The 17,166-nt window shown below is 65.1% G+C and carries 19 protein-coding genes; 8 read left to right on the forward strand and 11 right to left on the reverse strand.

What is annotated here, in order from left to right:
- The first annotated feature begins 94 nt into the window (after nt 1-94).
- Complete coding sequence (locus SJY20_RS08565; RefSeq protein ID WP_380786307.1) at nt 95-1,153, forward strand: homocysteine S-methyltransferase family protein; 1,059 nt, start codon at nt 95-97, stop codon at nt 1,151-1,153.
- Between the two features lie 127 nt (nt 1,154-1,280).
- Nucleotides 1,281-3,965, forward strand: coding sequence for a methionine synthase (metH, locus tag SJY20_RS08570; RefSeq protein ID WP_380786309.1), 2,685 nt, complete (start codon nt 1,281-1,283; stop codon nt 3,963-3,965).
- A gap of 68 nt (nt 3,966-4,033) precedes the next feature.
- On the opposite strand, the gene SJY20_RS08575 is transcribed toward metH, so the two are convergent.
- Nucleotides 4,034-5,242, reverse strand: a complete 1,209-nt coding sequence (locus tag SJY20_RS08575) for a cation:proton antiporter (RefSeq protein ID WP_380786310.1) — start codon at nt 5,240-5,242, stop codon at nt 4,034-4,036.
- 229 nt (nt 5,243-5,471) lie between these two features.
- Between SJY20_RS08575 and SJY20_RS08580 the strand changes: the two genes are divergently transcribed.
- Nucleotides 5,472-6,392, forward strand: coding sequence for a right-handed parallel beta-helix repeat-containing protein (locus SJY20_RS08580; RefSeq protein WP_380786311.1), 921 nt, complete (start codon nt 5,472-5,474; stop codon nt 6,390-6,392).
- Between the two features lies 1 nt (nt 6,393).
- Here SJY20_RS08580 and SJY20_RS08585 read toward each other — a convergent pair whose 3' ends face one another.
- From SJY20_RS08585 to SJY20_RS08625, 9 genes are all read right to left on the reverse strand, one after another.
- Nucleotides 6,394-6,630, reverse strand: a complete 237-nt coding sequence (locus tag SJY20_RS08585) for a hypothetical protein (protein ID WP_380786312.1) — start codon at nt 6,628-6,630, stop codon at nt 6,394-6,396.
- Nucleotides 6,631-6,641: 11 nt separating this feature from the next.
- Nucleotides 6,642-6,881 (reverse strand): hypothetical protein, encoded by a 240-nt coding sequence (locus SJY20_RS08590; RefSeq protein ID WP_380786313.1) that lies wholly within the window; start codon nt 6,879-6,881, stop codon nt 6,642-6,644.
- A gap of 22 nt (nt 6,882-6,903) precedes the next feature.
- Nucleotides 6,904-7,179 (reverse strand): hypothetical protein, encoded by a 276-nt coding sequence (locus tag SJY20_RS08595; protein ID WP_380786315.1) that lies wholly within the window; start codon nt 7,177-7,179, stop codon nt 6,904-6,906.
- 11 nt (nt 7,180-7,190) lie between these two features.
- Entirely contained in the window at nt 7,191-7,484 is a 294-nt protein-coding gene (locus SJY20_RS08600) for a hypothetical protein (RefSeq protein ID WP_380786316.1), read from the reverse strand.
- A 12-nt stretch (nt 7,485-7,496) separates the two neighbouring features.
- Nucleotides 7,497-7,739: a hypothetical protein gene (locus SJY20_RS08605; RefSeq protein ID WP_380786317.1), complete on the reverse strand. Its 243-nt coding sequence runs from the start codon at nt 7,737-7,739 to the stop codon at nt 7,497-7,499.
- A gap of 67 nt (nt 7,740-7,806) precedes the next feature.
- Nucleotides 7,807-8,190 (reverse strand): envelope stress response membrane protein PspC, encoded by a 384-nt coding sequence (gene pspC, locus SJY20_RS08610; RefSeq protein ID WP_380786319.1) that lies wholly within the window; start codon nt 8,188-8,190, stop codon nt 7,807-7,809.
- A 1-nt stretch (nt 8,191) separates the two neighbouring features.
- A complete protein-coding gene (gene pspB / locus SJY20_RS08615; protein ID WP_380786320.1) occupies nt 8,192-8,485 on the reverse strand; it encodes an envelope stress response membrane protein PspB in 294 nt (97 codons plus the stop codon).
- A 1-nt stretch (nt 8,486) separates the two neighbouring features.
- On the reverse strand, nt 8,487-9,152 hold the full coding sequence (gene pspA / locus SJY20_RS08620) for a phage shock protein PspA (protein WP_380786321.1): 666 nt from the start codon (nt 9,150-9,152) through the stop codon (nt 8,487-8,489).
- Nucleotides 9,153-9,187: 35 nt separating this feature from the next.
- Complete coding sequence (locus SJY20_RS08625) at nt 9,188-9,322, reverse strand: hypothetical protein (RefSeq protein ID WP_380786322.1); 135 nt, start codon at nt 9,320-9,322, stop codon at nt 9,188-9,190.
- A 176-nt stretch (nt 9,323-9,498) separates the two neighbouring features.
- On the opposite strand from SJY20_RS08625, the gene pspF reads away from it, so the two are divergent.
- The 5 genes from pspF (at nt 9,499) to SJY20_RS08650 (ending at nt 16,308) form a co-directional block, all read left to right on the forward strand.
- Nucleotides 9,499-10,527, forward strand: coding sequence for a phage shock protein operon transcriptional activator (pspF, locus tag SJY20_RS08630; RefSeq protein ID WP_380786323.1), 1,029 nt, complete (start codon nt 9,499-9,501; stop codon nt 10,525-10,527).
- A 191-nt stretch (nt 10,528-10,718) separates the two neighbouring features.
- A complete protein-coding gene (locus SJY20_RS08635) occupies nt 10,719-11,330 on the forward strand; it encodes a superoxide dismutase (RefSeq protein ID WP_380786324.1) in 612 nt (203 codons plus the stop codon).
- A gap of 740 nt (nt 11,331-12,070) precedes the next feature.
- A complete protein-coding gene (locus SJY20_RS08640; RefSeq protein WP_380786326.1) occupies nt 12,071-13,387 on the forward strand; it encodes an EAL domain-containing protein in 1,317 nt (438 codons plus the stop codon).
- Nucleotides 13,388-13,413: 26 nt separating this feature from the next.
- Nucleotides 13,414-15,858: an ATP-binding protein gene (locus SJY20_RS08645; RefSeq protein ID WP_380786328.1), complete on the forward strand. Its 2,445-nt coding sequence runs from the start codon at nt 13,414-13,416 to the stop codon at nt 15,856-15,858.
- 63 nt (nt 15,859-15,921) lie between these two features.
- Nucleotides 15,922-16,308, forward strand: coding sequence for a response regulator (locus tag SJY20_RS08650; protein ID WP_380786329.1), 387 nt, complete (start codon nt 15,922-15,924; stop codon nt 16,306-16,308).
- 4 nt (nt 16,309-16,312) lie between these two features.
- Here the strand turns inward: SJY20_RS08650 and SJY20_RS08655 are convergent, their stop codons facing one another.
- On the reverse strand, nt 16,313-17,146 hold the full coding sequence (locus SJY20_RS08655) for a class I SAM-dependent methyltransferase (RefSeq protein ID WP_380786330.1): 834 nt from the start codon (nt 17,144-17,146) through the stop codon (nt 16,313-16,315).
- Between the last annotated feature and the right edge of the window lie 20 nt (nt 17,147-17,166).

Genomic DNA, 17,166 nt, shown 5'->3' on the forward strand with positions numbered 1-17,166 from the left:
GGGGAGGGGCTGCACCTTCCTCCGGCGCTCCGCTGGCGGGTCTGACAGGCCCTCCCCCAACCCCTCCCGCAAGCGGGAGGGGAGGAGATTGACGATGACACCACGTGACCGTTTCAACGCCGAAGCCGCCAAGCGCATCCTGATCACCGACGGCGCGTTCGGGACCGAGATCCAGAACTGGAAGCTCGATGAGGCTGCCTATGCGGGGTCGCTGGGGCTGAGCCACGACCAGAAGGGCAACAACGACATCCTGGCGATCACCAAGCCGGAAGTCCCCGAGACGATTACGAGAGAGTATCTCGAAGCCGGCTCGGACATTGTTTCCACGAACACGTTCAGCGCGAACGTGATCTCGCAGGCGGACTATGGCGCCGAGCATCTGGTCCGCGAGATCAACGTCGAGTCCGCGCGGATCGCTCGCCGGCTCGCCAATGAATATCAGGCGAAGGACGGCCGCCCGCGCTTCGTTGCCGGCGCGATCGGGCCGACCAACAAGACGCTGTCGCTGTCGCCCGACGTCAACGATCCCGGCTTTCGCGAGATCGACTTCGATTACCTCAAGGGCGTGTACCGCGAGCAGATCGACGCGCTGCTCGAAGGCGGCGAGGGGGTCGGCGTCGACTTTATCCTGATCGAGACGGTGTTCGATACGCTCAACGCCAAGGCCGGGATCATGGCCGCGATCGAGGCAGGCGACGATCTCGGACGCGACGTACCGATCATGATGTCGATGACGCTGACCGATCTCAGCGGGCGCAACCTGTCGGGGCATACGGTCGAGGCGTTCTGGCATGCGGTGCGGCACGCCAAGCCGATCACGATCGGGCTGAATTGCTCGTTCGGCGCGGAGCAGCTGCGGCCGCATGTGAAGACGTTGTCGGCGATCGCGGACACGCTGATCATGGTGTATCCGAACGCGGGCCTCCCCAACGAACTCGGCGAGTATGACGAGCAGCCGGCGACGACGGCGGGGCTGGTCGGCGAGTGGGCGGTGGCCAAGCAGGTCAACGTGCTCGGCGGCTGCTGCGGGTCGACGCCGGCGCATATCAAGGCGATGGCGGATGGCGTGCGCGGGCTCGAGCCGCGCGCGGTCGCTCGGCCGGAAGTGCGGACGAAGCTCGCCGGCCTCGAACCGTTCACGATGGCGGCTTAGGCCACCGCTCCCTCTCCCCGTCGGGGAGAGGGCCGGGGTGAGGGGCGCCACAAGCGCTACCGCCCGGAACTACCCCTCACCCCAACCCTCTCCCCGGAGGGGAGAGGGGGCTAGAAGAAACGAACCGATGACCACGACCACTTCCTCCACCTCTTTCGTCAACATCGGCGAGCGCACCAACGTCACCGGCTCGGCGCGCTTCAAGAAGCTGATCATGGCGGGCGACTATCCCGCCGCGGTCGAGGTCGCGCGCCAGCAGGTCGAGAGCGGCGCGCAGGTGCTCGACGTCAACATGGACGAGGGGCTGCTCGACGCGCATCACGCGATGACGACGTTCCTGAAACTGATCGCCGCCGAGCCCGACATCGCGCGCATCCCGTTCATGGTCGACAGCTCGAAATGGAGCGTGATCGAGGCCGGCCTGAAGTGCGTCAGCGGCAAGCCGATCGTCAATTCGATCAGCATGAAGGAGGGTGAGGAGCAGTTCCTCGCGCAGGCGCGCAAGTGCATGGCGTACGGCGCCGCAGTGGTCGTGATGGCGTTCGACGAGGTCGGGCAGGCGGACACGCAGGCGCGGAAAGTCGAGATCTGCGAGCGCGCGTACAAGCTGCTCGTCGGGATCGGCTTCCCGCCCGAGGACATCATCTTCGATCCCAACGTGTTCGCGGTCGCGACGGGAATCGAGGAGCACGACAATTACGGCGTCGACTTCATCGAGGCGTGCAAGGAGATCAAGGCGCGCTGCCCACACGTCCATATCTCGGGCGGGCTGTCGAACTTCAGCTTCTCGTTCCGCGGCAACGAGCCGGTGCGCCGCGCGATGCACAGCGTGTTCCTGTATTATGCGATCCCCGCGGGCATGGACATGGCGATCGTCAACGCCGGCCAGCTCGACATCTACGACGACATCGATCCCGAACTGCGCCAGGCGGTCGAGGACGTCGTGCTCAACAAGGATCCCGAGGCCGGCGACCGGCTCGTCGCGCTCGCCGAACGCTATCGCGGCACCGACGTCGTCGCAGAGAAGGCGGCGGCGGAATGGCGGTCGCTGAGCGTCAACAAGCGGCTCGAATATGCGCTGGTGAAGGGCATCGACCTCCACGTCGTCGAGGATACCGAGGAAGCGCGGCTGATCATCGACGGCAACAACGGCCGGCCGATCGAGGTCATCGAGGGCCCGCTGATGGACGGCATGAACGTCGTCGGCGACCTGTTCGGATCGGGGAAAATGTTCCTGCCGCAGGTCGTCAAGTCGGCGCGCGTGATGAAGAAGGCGGTTGCGCACCTGCTGCCGTATATCGAGGCGATGAAGGAGCCCGGCGCACGCGGCAAGGGCAAGATCATCATGGCGACCGTCAAGGGCGACGTGCACGACATCGGCAAGAACATCGTCGGCGTGGTGCTCCAGTGCAACGGCTTCGACGTGGTCGATCTGGGCGTGATGGTGCCGTGGTCGAAGATCCTGGCGGCGGCGAACGAGAACGACGCGGACATGATCGGACTGTCGGGTCTGATCACGCCGTCGCTCGACGAGATGGTGACGGTCGCCGAGGAGATGAAACGCGCGGGGATGACGATGCCGCTGCTGATCGGCGGCGCGACGACGTCGAAGGTGCACACCGCGCTGCGGATCGCGCCGGCCTATGATGGCCCGGTGGTGCATGTGCTCGATGCGAGCCGTGCGGTGGGTGTCGCGTCGACCCTGGTGTCGGACACGATCCGCGACGAGTTCGTGACGAAGACCGCGGACGAATATGAGGCGGTGCGGATCGCGCGGGCGAACAAGGGGCAGAGCGAGTTGCTGCCGCTCGCGACGGCGCGGGAGCGCGGGTTCGTGGCGGACTTCGCAATGAAGCCGCCCGCGCCGGTGAAGCCGGGCGTGCATGTGTTCGCGGACTGGGACCTGTCGGACCTGCGCGACTATATCGACTGGACGCCGTTCTTCCGCGCGTGGGAGCTCGCGGGCAATTTCCCGGCGATCCTGACTGATGAAGTTGTCGGTGAGAGCGCGAGTTCGCTGTATGCGGATGCACAGGCGATGCTCGATACGATCGTCGCGGAGAAGTGGCTGACCCCGCGGGGTGTCGCGGGGCTTTGGCCGGCGCGGCGCGAGGGTGATGATGTGATCGTCACGAACGCCCGTCATCCTGACGAAAGTCAGGACCCAGAGTTACGGGACGCGGCGCTTGGGGCTCTGGGTCCTGACTTTCGTCAGGATGACGTCAGATTACCCATGCTCCGCCAGCAGATCGCCAAGCGCGAGGGTCGCGCCAACATGTGTCTGGCCGATTTCGTCGACACGCAGGACGACTGGTTCGGCGGCTTCGCGGTCGGTATCCACGGGATCGACCCGCACATCGCCCGCTTCAAGGCGGACAATGACGACTACAACGACATCCTGCTGAAGGCGCTCGCCGACCGCTTCGCCGAGGCCTTCGCCGAACGCCTCCACAAGCACGTCCGCACCGATCTCTGGGGCTATGCGCCGGACGAACAGCTCACCAACGAGGCGATGATCAAGGAACAATATCGCGGTATCCGCCCCGCGCCGGGCTATCCCGCATGCCCGGACCACAGTCTCAAGCCGATCCTGTTCGACCTGCTCGACGCCGAGACTGCGACGGGCCTCGAACTGACCGAGAGTTTTGCGATGTTCCCGACCGCGGCGGTGTCCGGCTTCTATTTCGGCCACCCGCAGGCCGAGTATTTCGGCGTCGCCCGGGTCGGTCGCGACCAGCTCGAGGATTACGCCGCGCGGCGTGGCGCGGACCTCAAAACGGCCGAACGCTGGTTGCGACCTAACCTCGACTAGAAGTTTGTTCACCCGCGAAGGCGGGTGCCCAGTCTGGGCACCCGCCTTCGCGGGTGAACACGCTTCTCTCAGTGCGTCCGCTTCACTAGCCCCGCCAGCTTCTTCAGCTTCGGCGCGACCATCGGTACGGTCAGCATCGTGCTCGCCAGCGCCATCAGCAGCAGCGCGGTGAAGGTCTCGTTGGTGATGATCTTCTTGTCCAACAGGATGTTGACGAAGATGATCATGATCAGCGCCTTGGTCTGCAGCAGCCAGCCGATCGCCGACGCCTCGCCGGGCCGCCATTTCAGGATCCGGCCCGCGGCGTGAACCCCGGCGAGCTTGCCGCCGACCGAGGCGAGCAGCAGCAGCGCGGCGGCGGCGAACACCGTGACGCCGCCGACCGCCCACTGCGTCTTGAGCCCGGTCGACAGGAAGAACACCGGCATCACCGCGAGCAGGACGAAGTGGCGGAACTGGTCCATCTTCGCGAGCGTGAACCATTTCGCGTCGAGCACCGCGCCCGACAGGAACGCGCCGACCATGAAGTGCAGCCCGGCCCAGTCGGCGGCGAATCCGCACCCGGCGAGCCAGATCAGGCTGACATACCAGCGGTCGCCCTCCGGGATGCGCGCCATCAGCCGGCGGACCAACAGCGTCGCGACCGCAAAGCCGATCAGGAACGCGCCCTGTCGCCCGACCCGTTCCCAGTCGAGCAGGATGAGCGCGAGCACGCCCCAGATCGCGACGTCGTCGAGGCTCGCATAGCGCAGGATGCGCTGGCCGATCGGCGCCCGCAGGATGTCGAGCTTTTCCAGGAACAGCACGAGGATCGGCAGCGCGGTGACGGCGCACGCCATGCCGATGCCGAGCACCACCTGCCAGGTCGCGCCGTCGGGGCCGCGCCAGCCGGGATAGCGCAGCATCAGCACCGCGGCGATGCTGCCGGTGACGAGCGGTACCGCCAGCGCCAGCCCCGCGGTGATGCCGGTCTCGCCGCGCCGCTGCCACGCCTCACCGATGTCGAGTTCGATGCCGGCGACCCAGACGAACATCATCACCGCCCACCACGCGATGCCGTTCAACGATCCCAGCGTCGCGGGCGTGAAGATCATCGCGTAATAGTTGGGATAGGCCGCGCCCAGCACGCCCGGCCCGAGCAGGATGCCGCCGATGATCTGAACGACGACGAGCGGCGCCCAGTAATCGGTGCGCCCGAACCGCCATACCAGATACGGTACGGTGAAGATAATCAGCATCGCGAGGAGGAAGACCTCCGTCGGCGTCATGGCGTGCATTTGCGTCCCCCGTCGCGGCCGGTCGGGTGTTCCGCCGGCTTTATTACGGTAGCGATACCATCGGCACGCGAGGGCATCAAACATTTCCGGCGCGGAACAAGCTGCGCCATTGCGGGACATCTACGCCGTGCGGCAACCGGTTCCGACGATCGCGGCCGCGGCTGACCCCGAATTGGTCTAGCATACCGCGCCAGGACTTGCGCAGGTGGTCGGAGAAAGGATTCTTCCCATGAAACGATCGATGCTCGCCTTCGCGCTGCTCGCCGCCCCAGCTTTTGCCGCGAGGCCGGCGCCGTTCACGATCGGAGGCCAGGGTTTCCCGACATTGCAGGCCGCGGTCGATTCGGTCCGCATGGGCACCGCGACGATCCTGATCGCGCCCGGCACCTACCGCGAATGCGCGGTCCAGGCGGGCGGGCACATCACCTTCAAGGCGGCCGAGCCCGGCACCGTCATCTTCGACGGCGTGACGTGCGAGGACAAGGCGGTGCTGGTGCTGCGCGGGCAGGGATCGGTGGTCGACGGCATCGTGTTCCGCAAGCTGCGGGTCCGCGACGGCAACGGCGCGGGAATCCGCACCGAGATGGGCGACCTGACCGTCACCAACGCGATGTTCCTCGACAGCCAGGAGGGGATCCTCGGTGGCGAACCGACCGGGCAAAAGATCGTCATCGACCGCTCGACCTTCTCGGGGCTCGGCCAGTGCGACGAATTGCCGGGCTGCTCGCATTCTATCTACCTGGCCAACAAGGGCAGTGTCACGATCACCCATTCGCGGTTCGAACGCGGCACCGGCGGGCATTACGTCAAGCTCCGCGTGCCCAACGTCTCGATCACCGACAACAGCTTCGACGACACGGGGGGCAAGAAGACCAACTACATGATCGACCTGCCCGACGGCGGGACCGGGCTGATCGCGCGCAACGCGTTCGTCCAGGGGACCGCGAAGGAGAACCACACCGGGCTGATCGTGGTCGCGGCGGAAGCGAAGACCTATCGATCGACCGGGTTGCGGGTCGAGGATAACGACGCTCGACTGTCGCCGGGGGACAAGAGCAGCCCCGCCTTCGTCGCCGACTACAGCCATGATCGGCTGGCGCTGGGGACGAACCGGCTCGGGCCGGGGCTGCGGGCGTTCGAGACGCGCTAGGCTAGAGGTCGACCCCGGCGGCGATGGCCTCCAGCTTCTTGATGCGCTCCTTCAGGTCGGCGATCTCGATGCGGGCGCCGGCGGTCGGGGCCATCGGCGTTCCGCCGTCGTGGGTTGCAAGCTCCATCCGCCGCAGCGAAAGCCAGCCGCGCCATCCGGAAAGCCCGCCCGCGACGACCATCGCGAGCCCTGCGAGGCCGGCCAGCGCCAGCGTGATATAGACGTTCGGATCGGTCATGTCCGCCTCCCTCAGCGGTCGCGGAGCCGCTCGATCTCGGATTCGAGATCGACGCTCTTGTGGTTGTCGGTGATGACGCGCTCCAGCACCTGGATGCGCTCCTTCATCTGGCGGACGTCGTCGCGCAGGCGCAGCGTGTCGACGCTTTCGGTCGAGGCGATCTGCGGTCCCTGATGGCGGTATCGTTCGCGCAGCACCCGGGCGATCGCGACGATCAGCACGATGCAGACGACCATCGAAAAGGGGTTCATCATACTCTCCTGAAATTCGAGGCTAGTTGAACGGACGCTCGTCGCGGAGCCGTTCGATCTCGTCGGCAACGCCGATACCGCGGTCGGTGGCGAGCCGTTCCAGCACGCGGACGCGCTGTTCGAGGCGTTCGGTATGCGCCGCATATTGCGCCGCCTTCTCGGCGGTCTGCGCATTGAGCGCGCTCGCCATGGTTTCCTTGTGCTTCAGCCAGCGCTTGAACATCTCGCCGCCGATCCCGAGCGTGACCGGCAGGCCGATGCAGACGATCGCGAGCATGAAGACCGTAAATCCGTCCATCGTCGGTCTCCTCAGGTGTCGCGGAGTGCTTCGATCGCGCGGGCGGTGCGCTCGGCGGGATCGGTGGCGATGCGTTCGAGGACCGCGATCCGCTCCTCGAGACGGGAGACCTGTCCGGTCAGCTTTTCGTTCTCGTTGGTGAGCAACGCCACCTTGCGATCATCGTCGAGACCGCCGTTTCGCCGCCTGCTGCGCGCCCGAGTTTCGGGTTCGAACCCGTGCTTGGCGCGGATCCAGTTGTTCGCAACCCACGCGATCGGCCCAACCGAGATTGCCACGACCGGTATCATCAAAGCCCAATCCATCACGCTGTCCCTTCAGTTCGGTTGGAGGCGAAGCGCCTCGATTTCGCGGGCGGTGCGCTCGGCGGGATCGGTCGTGATCCTCTCGAGCACCTGGATCCGCTCCTGCAGCCGGTCGATCTGCCCGGTGCGGCGTTCGTTCTCGCTGTCGAGCAGCGCGATGCTGCGTTGCGCATCGAGGTTCGCGGCCTTGACCGCGATCCGCGCCTTGCGGCGACCGAACGCCTGGATCAGCAAGGTGGCGATGGTGCCGAGCATGAGCCCGAGTATGAAACCTACTTCCGGTGGCATTGATAATCCCCCTTTTTTCTACCGACGCAGCGTCTCAGCGCAGGCTGTCGATCTCGGCCGCGAGGCTGTTGCTGCTGCGGCTGGTGTAGTGCGTCTCGATGTCGGCGAGCCGGCGGTCGATGTCGCGGAACTTGCTGCGAACCTCGGCGGTCGAGCGCTTCGGGTTGGAGCGGACGCCCTGCCAGAATTTGGCATCGTCGGGCGTCTCGTAGAGGCCGCTCGGCTTGGCTTCGCCCATCCAGGCGACCAGCCAATAGGCGACCAGCGTCCACGGGAAGCCGCCGGCGAAGGTCAGCAGGACCATCGCGACGCGGACCCAGAGAACTTCGACGCCGGTATAGTCGGCGATCCCGGCGCAGACGCCCTTGTACTTGGCGTTCTGCTTGTCGAGGTAGAATTTGGTGCGGCTGGCGGACATCTCAGTTCCTCCGTTCGAAGGGCGCGTTGCGATCGACGATGCGGTCGCTCTGATAGGTTGGCTGGCTCGTCAGCCCCGGCTTCCAGTCGGGATTGTCGGCGGCAATGATCCGCTCGACGGTGACGACCCGGTCCTCGAGCCTGCGGGCGAGGGCCTGCAGTTCGTCGAGCAGGCGTTCATCCTCCTCGGTGATCCGCGGCGCCTGCTTCCACCGGGTGATGTAGTGCAGGATGACCCAGGGCAGGCCGATGAAGATCGAGGTGATCGCGATCACCGGTACGAAGATATCTTCCATCTCAGCCGTCCTTCTTCATGCGGGCCTTCAGCGCCGCGAGTTCGGCATCGACCTTGTCGCCGGCGCGCAGTTCGGAGATTTCCTCCTCCAGCGTCTTCACGACACCCAGGCCCATCGCATCCGCGCGGCCTTCGGCCTCGTCGACGCGGCGGTCGAGGATGTCGAAGCGGCTGAACGCCTCGTGCGTCTTGGGACCGTTGTACATCTCGCGCAGCCGGGTGCGATTGTTCGCGGTTTCCAGCCGGGTCTGCACCGCGTTCTGCTTGGTGCGCGCCTCGCGCAGCTTGGTCTGCAGCTTGGCGATATCCTCTTCGGACGCCCTCAGGGCATCGTCGAGCACGCCGACCTCGGCCTTCAGCTGGTCGGCCATGTCGACCGCCTTCTGGCGTTCGACCAGGGCGGCCTTGGCCAGGTCCTCGCGGTCCTTCGACAGCGCCAGTTCGGCCTTCTCGGTCCAGTTGTCCTGCAGCTGGTCGAGCTTCATGATATGCCGGCGCATCTCCTTCTGGTCGGCGATGGTGCGCGCGGCGGATGCGCGGACTTCGACCAGGGTCTCCTCCATCTCGAGGATGATCATGCGGATCATCTTCGCAGGATCTTCGGCCTTTTCGAGGAGATCGGCGAAGTTGGCGGCGACGATGTCGCGGGTGCGGGAAAAGATGCCCATGTAAATCCTACTCCAGGGGGGTCGGCGTTGCCGCCTTATGCCACGATATGCGTCGGGCTCGCCACCGCTGCCGAGGTTGCCGGTGCGACCGCGGCCAGCACGCAGGTGGCGCTGAGGACGATGGTGCAGACGGTGGCGGCGACGGTGCGGGCGAAATCGGTGGTGAACATGGCGTGGCTCCTTGGTCCTGATGTCGTTTCCACCGTTCCCGGCGGGTTGCCTGAAGCATTGCATCAGTCGTGCCAGTTTCGAGTATCGTGCGATTACAATGCTATAGCTTTTGCAGACAGCAACGGCCTCGCATGGCACTTGCCAAGAGTTGGGAAACCGCGCCAAACCTTGCGGCATGGAGCGCACCACGCAAGTCATTGGCCAGTCCCACACCTTCATGGGTGCGCTGGAACGCGCCAGTCGTGCGGCCGCGCTCGACCGCCCGGTGCTGGTGATCGGCGAGCGCGGTACCGGCAAGGAACTGGTCGCCGAACGCCTCCACCGGCTGTCCCCGCGCTGGGACCAGCCGCTGATCATCATGAACTGCGCCGCGCTGCCCGAGACGCTGATCGAGGCGGAATTGTTCGGGCACGAGGCCGGCGCGTTCACCGGCGCGACCAAGGCGCGCGCCGGGCGGTTCGAGGAAGCCGATGGCGGCACGCTGTTCCTCGACGAACTCGGTACGCTGTCGATGGCGGCGCAGGACCGCCTGCTTCGCGCGGTCGAATATGGCGAGATCACGCGGATCGGATCGTCGCGGCCGATGCGGGTCGATGTCCGGATCGTCGCCGCCACCAACGAGCATCTGCCCGACAAGGTCGCCGCGCATGAATTCCGCGCCGATCTGCTCGACCGGCTGTCGTTCGAGGTGGTGACGCTGCCGCCGTTGCGTGCGCGCGCCGGCGACGTCGTGGTGCTGGCGGATCATTTCGGGCGGCGGATGGCGTCCGAGCTGGGCCGCGAGCGGTGGGAGGGGTTCGGTCCCGCCGCGCTCGATGCGCTGACGACCTATGACTGGCCGGGCAACGTCCGCGAACTCCGCAACGTCGTCGAACGCGCGGTCTATCGCTGGGAAAAGGCGGGCGAAATCGACGAGATCGAAATCGACCCGTTCCAGTCGCCGCATCGGCCCGGCGCACGCACTGCGCGTGTCGCCGCCCCCTCTGCGGCCCCCGTAGCCGATATCGAGGATCCAGTGGTAGCGTGCGAGGAAGGTCCCTCGGACTTCAAGTCGCGGGTATCGCGGTTCGAGCGCGAACTGCTGGCAAAGGCGATGGCGGAACACCGCTTCAACCAGCGCGCGACCGCGGAGGCGCTGGGTCTGACCTACGACCAGCTCCGCCACGCGCTCCGGCGGCACGAACTGCTGGGGGCAGGGGCCTAAGCGTCCGTCATCCCGGGCTCGTCCCGGGATCCAGGGTTACGAACGCCAGCGCCTGGGGCCCTGGATCCCGGGACAAGCCCGGGATGACGGGCCGGAGATGCATCGGCGCCACGCTTGCGTAACGACTTTACCGGGACCATTTGGAGCGCGCGGGCGTTTGACGTCCGACCCCATTCACAAGGAGAATCCTGATGGCTTTCGAACTCCCGCCGCTGCCATATGCCTATGACGCGCTCGAGCCGGTGATCGACAAGGAGACGATGCACTTCCACCACGACAAGCATCACGCGGCCTATACCGCGAAGCTGAACGAGGGCGTCGAGAAGGACGCCAGCCTGCAGGGCAAGACGATCGAGGACATCCTCGGCATGATCTCGTCGCAGCCGCCGCTGGTGCGCAACAATGGCGGCGGGTTCTGGAACCACGACTTCTTCTGGAAGACGATGGGACCGAAGAACGCGACGACGCTGTCCGGTCCGCTCAAGGACGCGATCGACGCGTATGGCGGCCTCGACAAGCTCAAGGACGACTTCAACACCAAGGGTGCGGGCCAGTTCGGGTCGGGCTGGGCATGGCTGATCGCCGATGCCGGCGGTGCGCTGAAGGTGACCAGCACGCCGAACCAGGACAACCCGCTGATGGACGACGCCAAGGAGCCGGGCACGCCGCTGCTCGGCAACGACGTCTGGGAACACGCCTACTACCTGACGTACAAGAACGATCGCCCGGGCTATCTAAAGGCCTGGTGGGACCTGGTGAACTGGGACGTCGTGTCCGAGCGCTACGCCAAGGTTAAGGGCTGACGAAACGCCCCTCCCGTTCGGGAGGGGACCGAACTCGACGGGTTCGCCGATCTTCGGATTGCCGGTGAACCCGTCAGCGACGGGGGCAAGGCCGCATGCCCCGCTGGCAGCGATCGCCCCGTTTGGCTTCCAACGTATAGCCACAATACCATAAGCCTAGGCGCCAGATTTAGCCCGGCTTTTTCAAACACCTTGCATAGGCGCGCGTCGCTCAGCGACGGTTAGGCCATGCAATGGGCGTCCGTCGCATCGAGCAGACAGCGACGAACCATCGCGCGCGCCGAACGGCTAGCGCCAAATTGGTTCAATCTATTTACCAATTGGGATAAATCTGGGCCAAGTATGGCCGGGTACTTGGTGGCGGCGAAGCGTCAGCACCAGACCCAATAACATGCGAAGCGCCGGCTCGCGCTAGACGGGTGGTCGGTCCGGACGACCTCGCCAACGGTATGACCATCAACGATTCCATTCAGACCGACCGGGTCAATTCACCAGGGGCGAATGTTGCCGCTACCGATGAGCGCGAGAATGAACTTCAGCATTTTTAGCTCCCTTATTTTTTTCGCACCCTTTCGGATGCCCGATCTATTTATCAGTTAACAGGTCGTTAAACAATACCGGTATCCTTTGGTTAACCATGAAGTTGGGGCCGGCCCGGGCATGCTTAAGAGTATCTTTAAGACTGTCCGATAATCGCGGTTCACATGAGGCAGTTTTCGCACGCGCAGTTCGATCGGTCGGTGACGAAAGACGCCACCGCGTGCGATGTGGCGGTGCCGCCCGCGACCGTGCGCTCGATAGGCGGGCGACCGGTGGTGCAACTGGGATGGCAATTCCTGGTGCTGGTCGAAGTCGCGGATTTTGCGGTCCTCCGCCGGCATCTCGGTCGCCCACGCGCAGACCTGTTGATCGGCGACGTGTCGGAACGCATCGCGACTCTGCTGCCGAACGCCAGAACGATGGTGGCCGGACGTCACCTGGTCGAGGTGGCGTTCGTCAGCGAGGTGCGCCTTTCGCTGGATATCGCGTTGATCGCGCTCGAAGCTGCATTCGAGACGCCGTTCGACATCGATGGCGAATTGCACAAGGTCCATCTCCTGCTGGGTGCGGGTACGGCTTCCGGGCATGCCGATGACGTTCGGCTGGTCGAAGAGGCTGAGCGGGCGCTGGTCGACGCTCGGATCGAGCGCATATCGGTGGTTCGCGATGTGGCGCGGTCGACCGCGTCGATCGACCGCATAGCGCTGGCGCGCGACCTTGCCGGCGCGATCGAGAACGAGGAGTTGTTTCTCCAGTATCAGCCGAAGGTGCATGTCCGTCGCCAGGAAGTCACCAGCGTCGAGGCGCTGGTGCGTTGGCAGCATCCGACCCGAGGCCTGGTCCTGCCCGGCGATTTCATTCCGATGGCCGAGGAGTCGCGCGATATCGTCGCGTTGACGCTGTGGACGATCCGGCGGTCGATCGCCGATCAGAAACTGCTGGCCGATCGCGGGCACGACCTGCGCATCTTCATCAACATCGCAGGTGGCCTGCTGGCGGACACGCGATTCGTTCGTCAGGTCTGTGCGCTGGTCGAGTCGAGCGGCGCGCGGATCGGGTTCGAAATTACCGAGACGTCGGTGATCCGCGATCCGGAGAGCGCGATTGCGAACCTCAAGGTGTTCGCGGACATTGGCGTCACCATCGCGATCGACGATTACGGCGCCGGCTTGTCGTCGCTGGCCTATTTGAAGCAGTTGCCCGCGCGCGAGCTCAAGATCGACAAGTTGTTCATCACGCAGCTGACCAGTTCGAACCGCGATCCGTTGATCGTGCGCTCGACCATCGATCTGGCGCATGCGCTCGATATGGAAGTCGTCGCAGAGGGCGTCGAGACTCCCGCGGCGATGGCGTTGCTGTCGGTGATGGGGTGCGACATGATCCAGGGCTTCCTGATAAGTCGACCGATCAATCTCGATGCGCTGATACGGTTTTTGCAGTCCAACGCGCACATCCCGGCGCCTGCCGAACTTCGTACGCCATTCAACCGTCTGGCGACGGTGTGGCAACGCGGTTGATATCGATGGTCCGCGGACGCGCGTCGATGCTCGCACTGATTGCGGTCGCAACTGTTTGCGTTCCGCAGTCGGTCTTGGCGCAGCCCGCGACAACCGCCAGTGCCAAGCTGGATTTCGAGAAAACGATCGCCGATGCAAAGGCGGCAATGCTGATCAATCCGGCGACGGCGCGGGCGACCGCTGCGAAGGCGGAACACCAGGCCGGCGGCATCTCCGAATCGCAGGCAAGGGGTGTGGCTGTCGCGACGGCACAGTGGCTTCAGGGCGAAGCCTATCTGCGGATGAACATCGTCGACCAGGCTGTGCCTCTGATCGAGCGCGCGCTTGCGACCGCGACAAGGTTCGCGCCCAAGTCCAAGCTTCAGGCGGACATCCTGTTATCGCGTGGCGGTATCGAACAGCAGACGACGAAGGTCGGCAGCGCGCTGCGTGACTATCAGGATTCATTCGCGATTTACCGCAAACTGGCGGACAATCGCAGCCAGGCTATCGCCCTGATATCGATCGCCTCCCTCTACAATGAGGCAATGGATCAGACGAACGCGCTGAAATATTATGGTCAGGCACTCGAGTTATATACGCATGACATCAATATATCGATATCCACGTATAACAATATAGGGATGGCGCTAAAGGATGCCGGCGATTACGATAAGGCAGTAGTTCGGTTCAATGCGGCGCTATCGCTCGCAAAAGATTTGAAGAGTCCAGATCTAGAGGCCCAGATCTGGAATAACATCGCCCGCACTCGGCTTTTACAGGGCGAGCTAGATGCTGCAGACGTCGCTATTACTGCCGGAACGAAAGCCGCTGCCGCCGGAAATACGGTGGACTGGCGTATTGAATTGACAGCCACGGCGGCCCAATCGGCTTTGCAGCGCGGCCATCCGGCGCAGGCCCTCAAGTTGATCGTCCGCACCTTGGTGGGCGTCGATCCATCGACCACGACCCTGTCGTTCCGCGATATCCATAATACGGCGTATCAGACATTCCTGGCGGTCGGCGACATGGATGCGGCCGTCGTTCATCTTCGGGCGCTGAAACGACTGGACGACAACGCCACCCGCTTGGCGATCGATGCCAGCACCGCGCTGATGGGCGCGCGGTTCGATTTCGCGAACCAGGAACTGAAGATCAGCCAGTTGAAGGCCGACGAACTGGAGCGGGGGATCGCGTTCGAGCGCGCCCGGGCACGGACGCAGCGTTATGCGTTCCTGGGGGCGTCGGCGGCGATCGCGATCGTCATCGGCTTGCTCGCCTTCGCGCTGTTCACCGCCCGTCGCAGCCGCGACCGGGTGCGGGCCGCCAACGACGACCTGGCGATCACCAACAGCGCGCTCGGCAAGGCGCTGGCCGCCAAGACCGAGTTCCTGGCGACCACCAGTCACGAGATTCGGACGCCGCTCAACGGTATTCTCGGCATGACCGAAGTGATGCTGGCCGACGCCGGGTTGGCGCCGGCCCTGCGCGACCGGCTCGACGTCGTGCACGGCGCCGGACTGACGATGCGCGCGCTGGTCGACGACATCCTCGATGTCGCGAAGATGGAAACCGGCAACCTGTCGATCGAATCGGCGCCGTTCGACCTGCGTACGACGGTGACCGAAGCGACCCGGATGTGGGAGGAGCAGGCGCGCGCGAAGGGGCTGGGCTTCGACGTGGACCTGACCGAGTGTCCGACGATGATCCTGGGCGATGCGACACGGGTGCGCCAGATCGTCTTCAACCTGCTGTCCAACGCGCTGAAATTCACCTCGGCGGGCCGCGTTGCGCTGGCGGCGACGGTGACGGCCGACGATTCGCTGTGCATCACGGTGTCCGATTCCGGGATCGGTATTCCGGCCGAAAAGCTCAAGGAGATCTTCGAATCGTTCCGCCAGGCGGATGCCGGGACGACGCGGCAATTCGGCGGTACCGGACTGGGGCTTGCAATCTGCCGCAATCTGGCGCGTGCCATGGGCGGCGACGTGTCGGTCGGCAGCGTGGTCGGTGAAGGCGCGACGTTCACGTTGCTGCTGCCGCTGGTGCGCGCGGGAGAGGTACCGGTGCAGGAGCGCCGTGCAGAGGGAGACCGGATGCTCGTGGTCGATCGAAACCCCATCACGCGGAGCATGTTCCGCTCGCTGTTCGCGCCGCATGGCGGTGAGGTCGTCTTTGCCGGCACGATCGACGAAACCCTGGCGCGGCTGTCGGAGGGCGGCATCGACCGGGTGCTGATCGACGACGCGACACTGCGCAGCTGGGACGATACCTATGCCGGTCTGACCACGGTCGCGGTCCGGAGCGGCGCTGCCGAAGTCACGTTGCTGTGGCCGGCGGCGGCAGAGGGTGACCGCGATAGCTTGCTGGCGACGGGGATCGATCGGATCGTCGCCAAGCCGGTTAGTGGCGCTGCACTAACGACGGCGTTATTCGGCACACCAGTTGCAAAAGACCACGCAATTCCGGACCTTGTGTCCCGGGCTGCATGAGGGGTATGCGCAACAGATGATTACGCATCCGAAACAGATTTTCCTTACAAAATCGACCCGGCCTTGAACGTCCTCTTCATCGAGGACGATCGGATGAACCGGCGCGTCGTGAAGGACATGCTGGACGTTGCCGGCGCGTCGATGGTCGAGGCGGAGAGTGCGGAACTCGGGCTGCAGATCCTCGACGAACAGGACTTCCAGATGGTGCTGGTCGACCTGCGGATGCCCGGCATGGACGGCGTCACCGCCATCGAACATATCCGTGCGCGGGGCGACGCCAAGGCCAAGGTACCGATCATCGTCGTCACCGCCGATATCGCGCCGGATTTGCGCGAGCGTTGCCTGGCGGCGGGGGCCGACGACGTGATCTTCAAGCCGGTCGCGATGGACGAGCTGTTCGAGGCGATGGGCCGTATCCTGGCGCGCGACGCCGACGGGATGATCGGCTAGCGCCTCACGGCTTCGGCGTCAGGGCGGCCGTCAGCGAGGCAGTACCGCTGCCACGGCGTGCCGGTTTGGGCTGCGAAGGATCGGGCGACCACCCCGTCAGGAACACGATCTCGAATTTTTCACGCGTACGGCCCTGGTCGTCTGCCGCCGCGGCAAAGCTTTCGGCCAGCCCCGTCAGCGCCGCCTTGCCGAGCGGGTGGCGATCCACCAGGATGTTGGTCGCGGCCATCCCGCGCAGATCGCCGAGCAGGCGGCCGACATCGCGGTAGCCGACGTTGAGCGTCTCGACATCGGCGACCGGCAACGCGAACCCCGCCCGCATCAAGAGGTCGCCCGCCGATCGCACCTCGATCTGCGGGTGCAGCCGCGCAACCGGGCGGTCCTGTTCGGCAAGCCGCAGCGCGGTCCGCAGCGCCGACAGGCTGCCGGCGCCGACGAACGCGCCGAGGAACAGACCGTCGGGACGCAAGACCCGGCGGATCAGCGTCAGCGCGCCCGGCAGGTCGTTGACCTGGTCGAGCACGCCGGCACAGACCACGCAGTCGAACGACGCGTCCGCGAACGGCAGCCGATCCTCGTCGGCCTGGACCCCGCCCGCACCCTTGGCGAACGCGAAGCCCGCATCGCACCGCGCGATCCGCGACCCCGGCACGGTGAACGCGCCGTCGAAACACCCCAGGTCGAGAATGTCCGTGAATTCGCGCGTCACCGCGTCGAGCCGCTCGGCGATACCGTCGAGCATTGTCGCGCGGACGAAATCGTGCGCGGCATAATCGGGCGCGGCGCGGTTCCGGCGAAGGCGGCGGGCGGTGCGGTCGAAGAGATCGGGATTGTCCACCGGCGCGCTTGTGCCGGGCG

This window comes from Sphingomonas sp. R86521, assembly GCF_042466235.1.
GTDB lineage: Bacteria > Pseudomonadota > Alphaproteobacteria > Sphingomonadales > Sphingomonadaceae > Sphingomonas.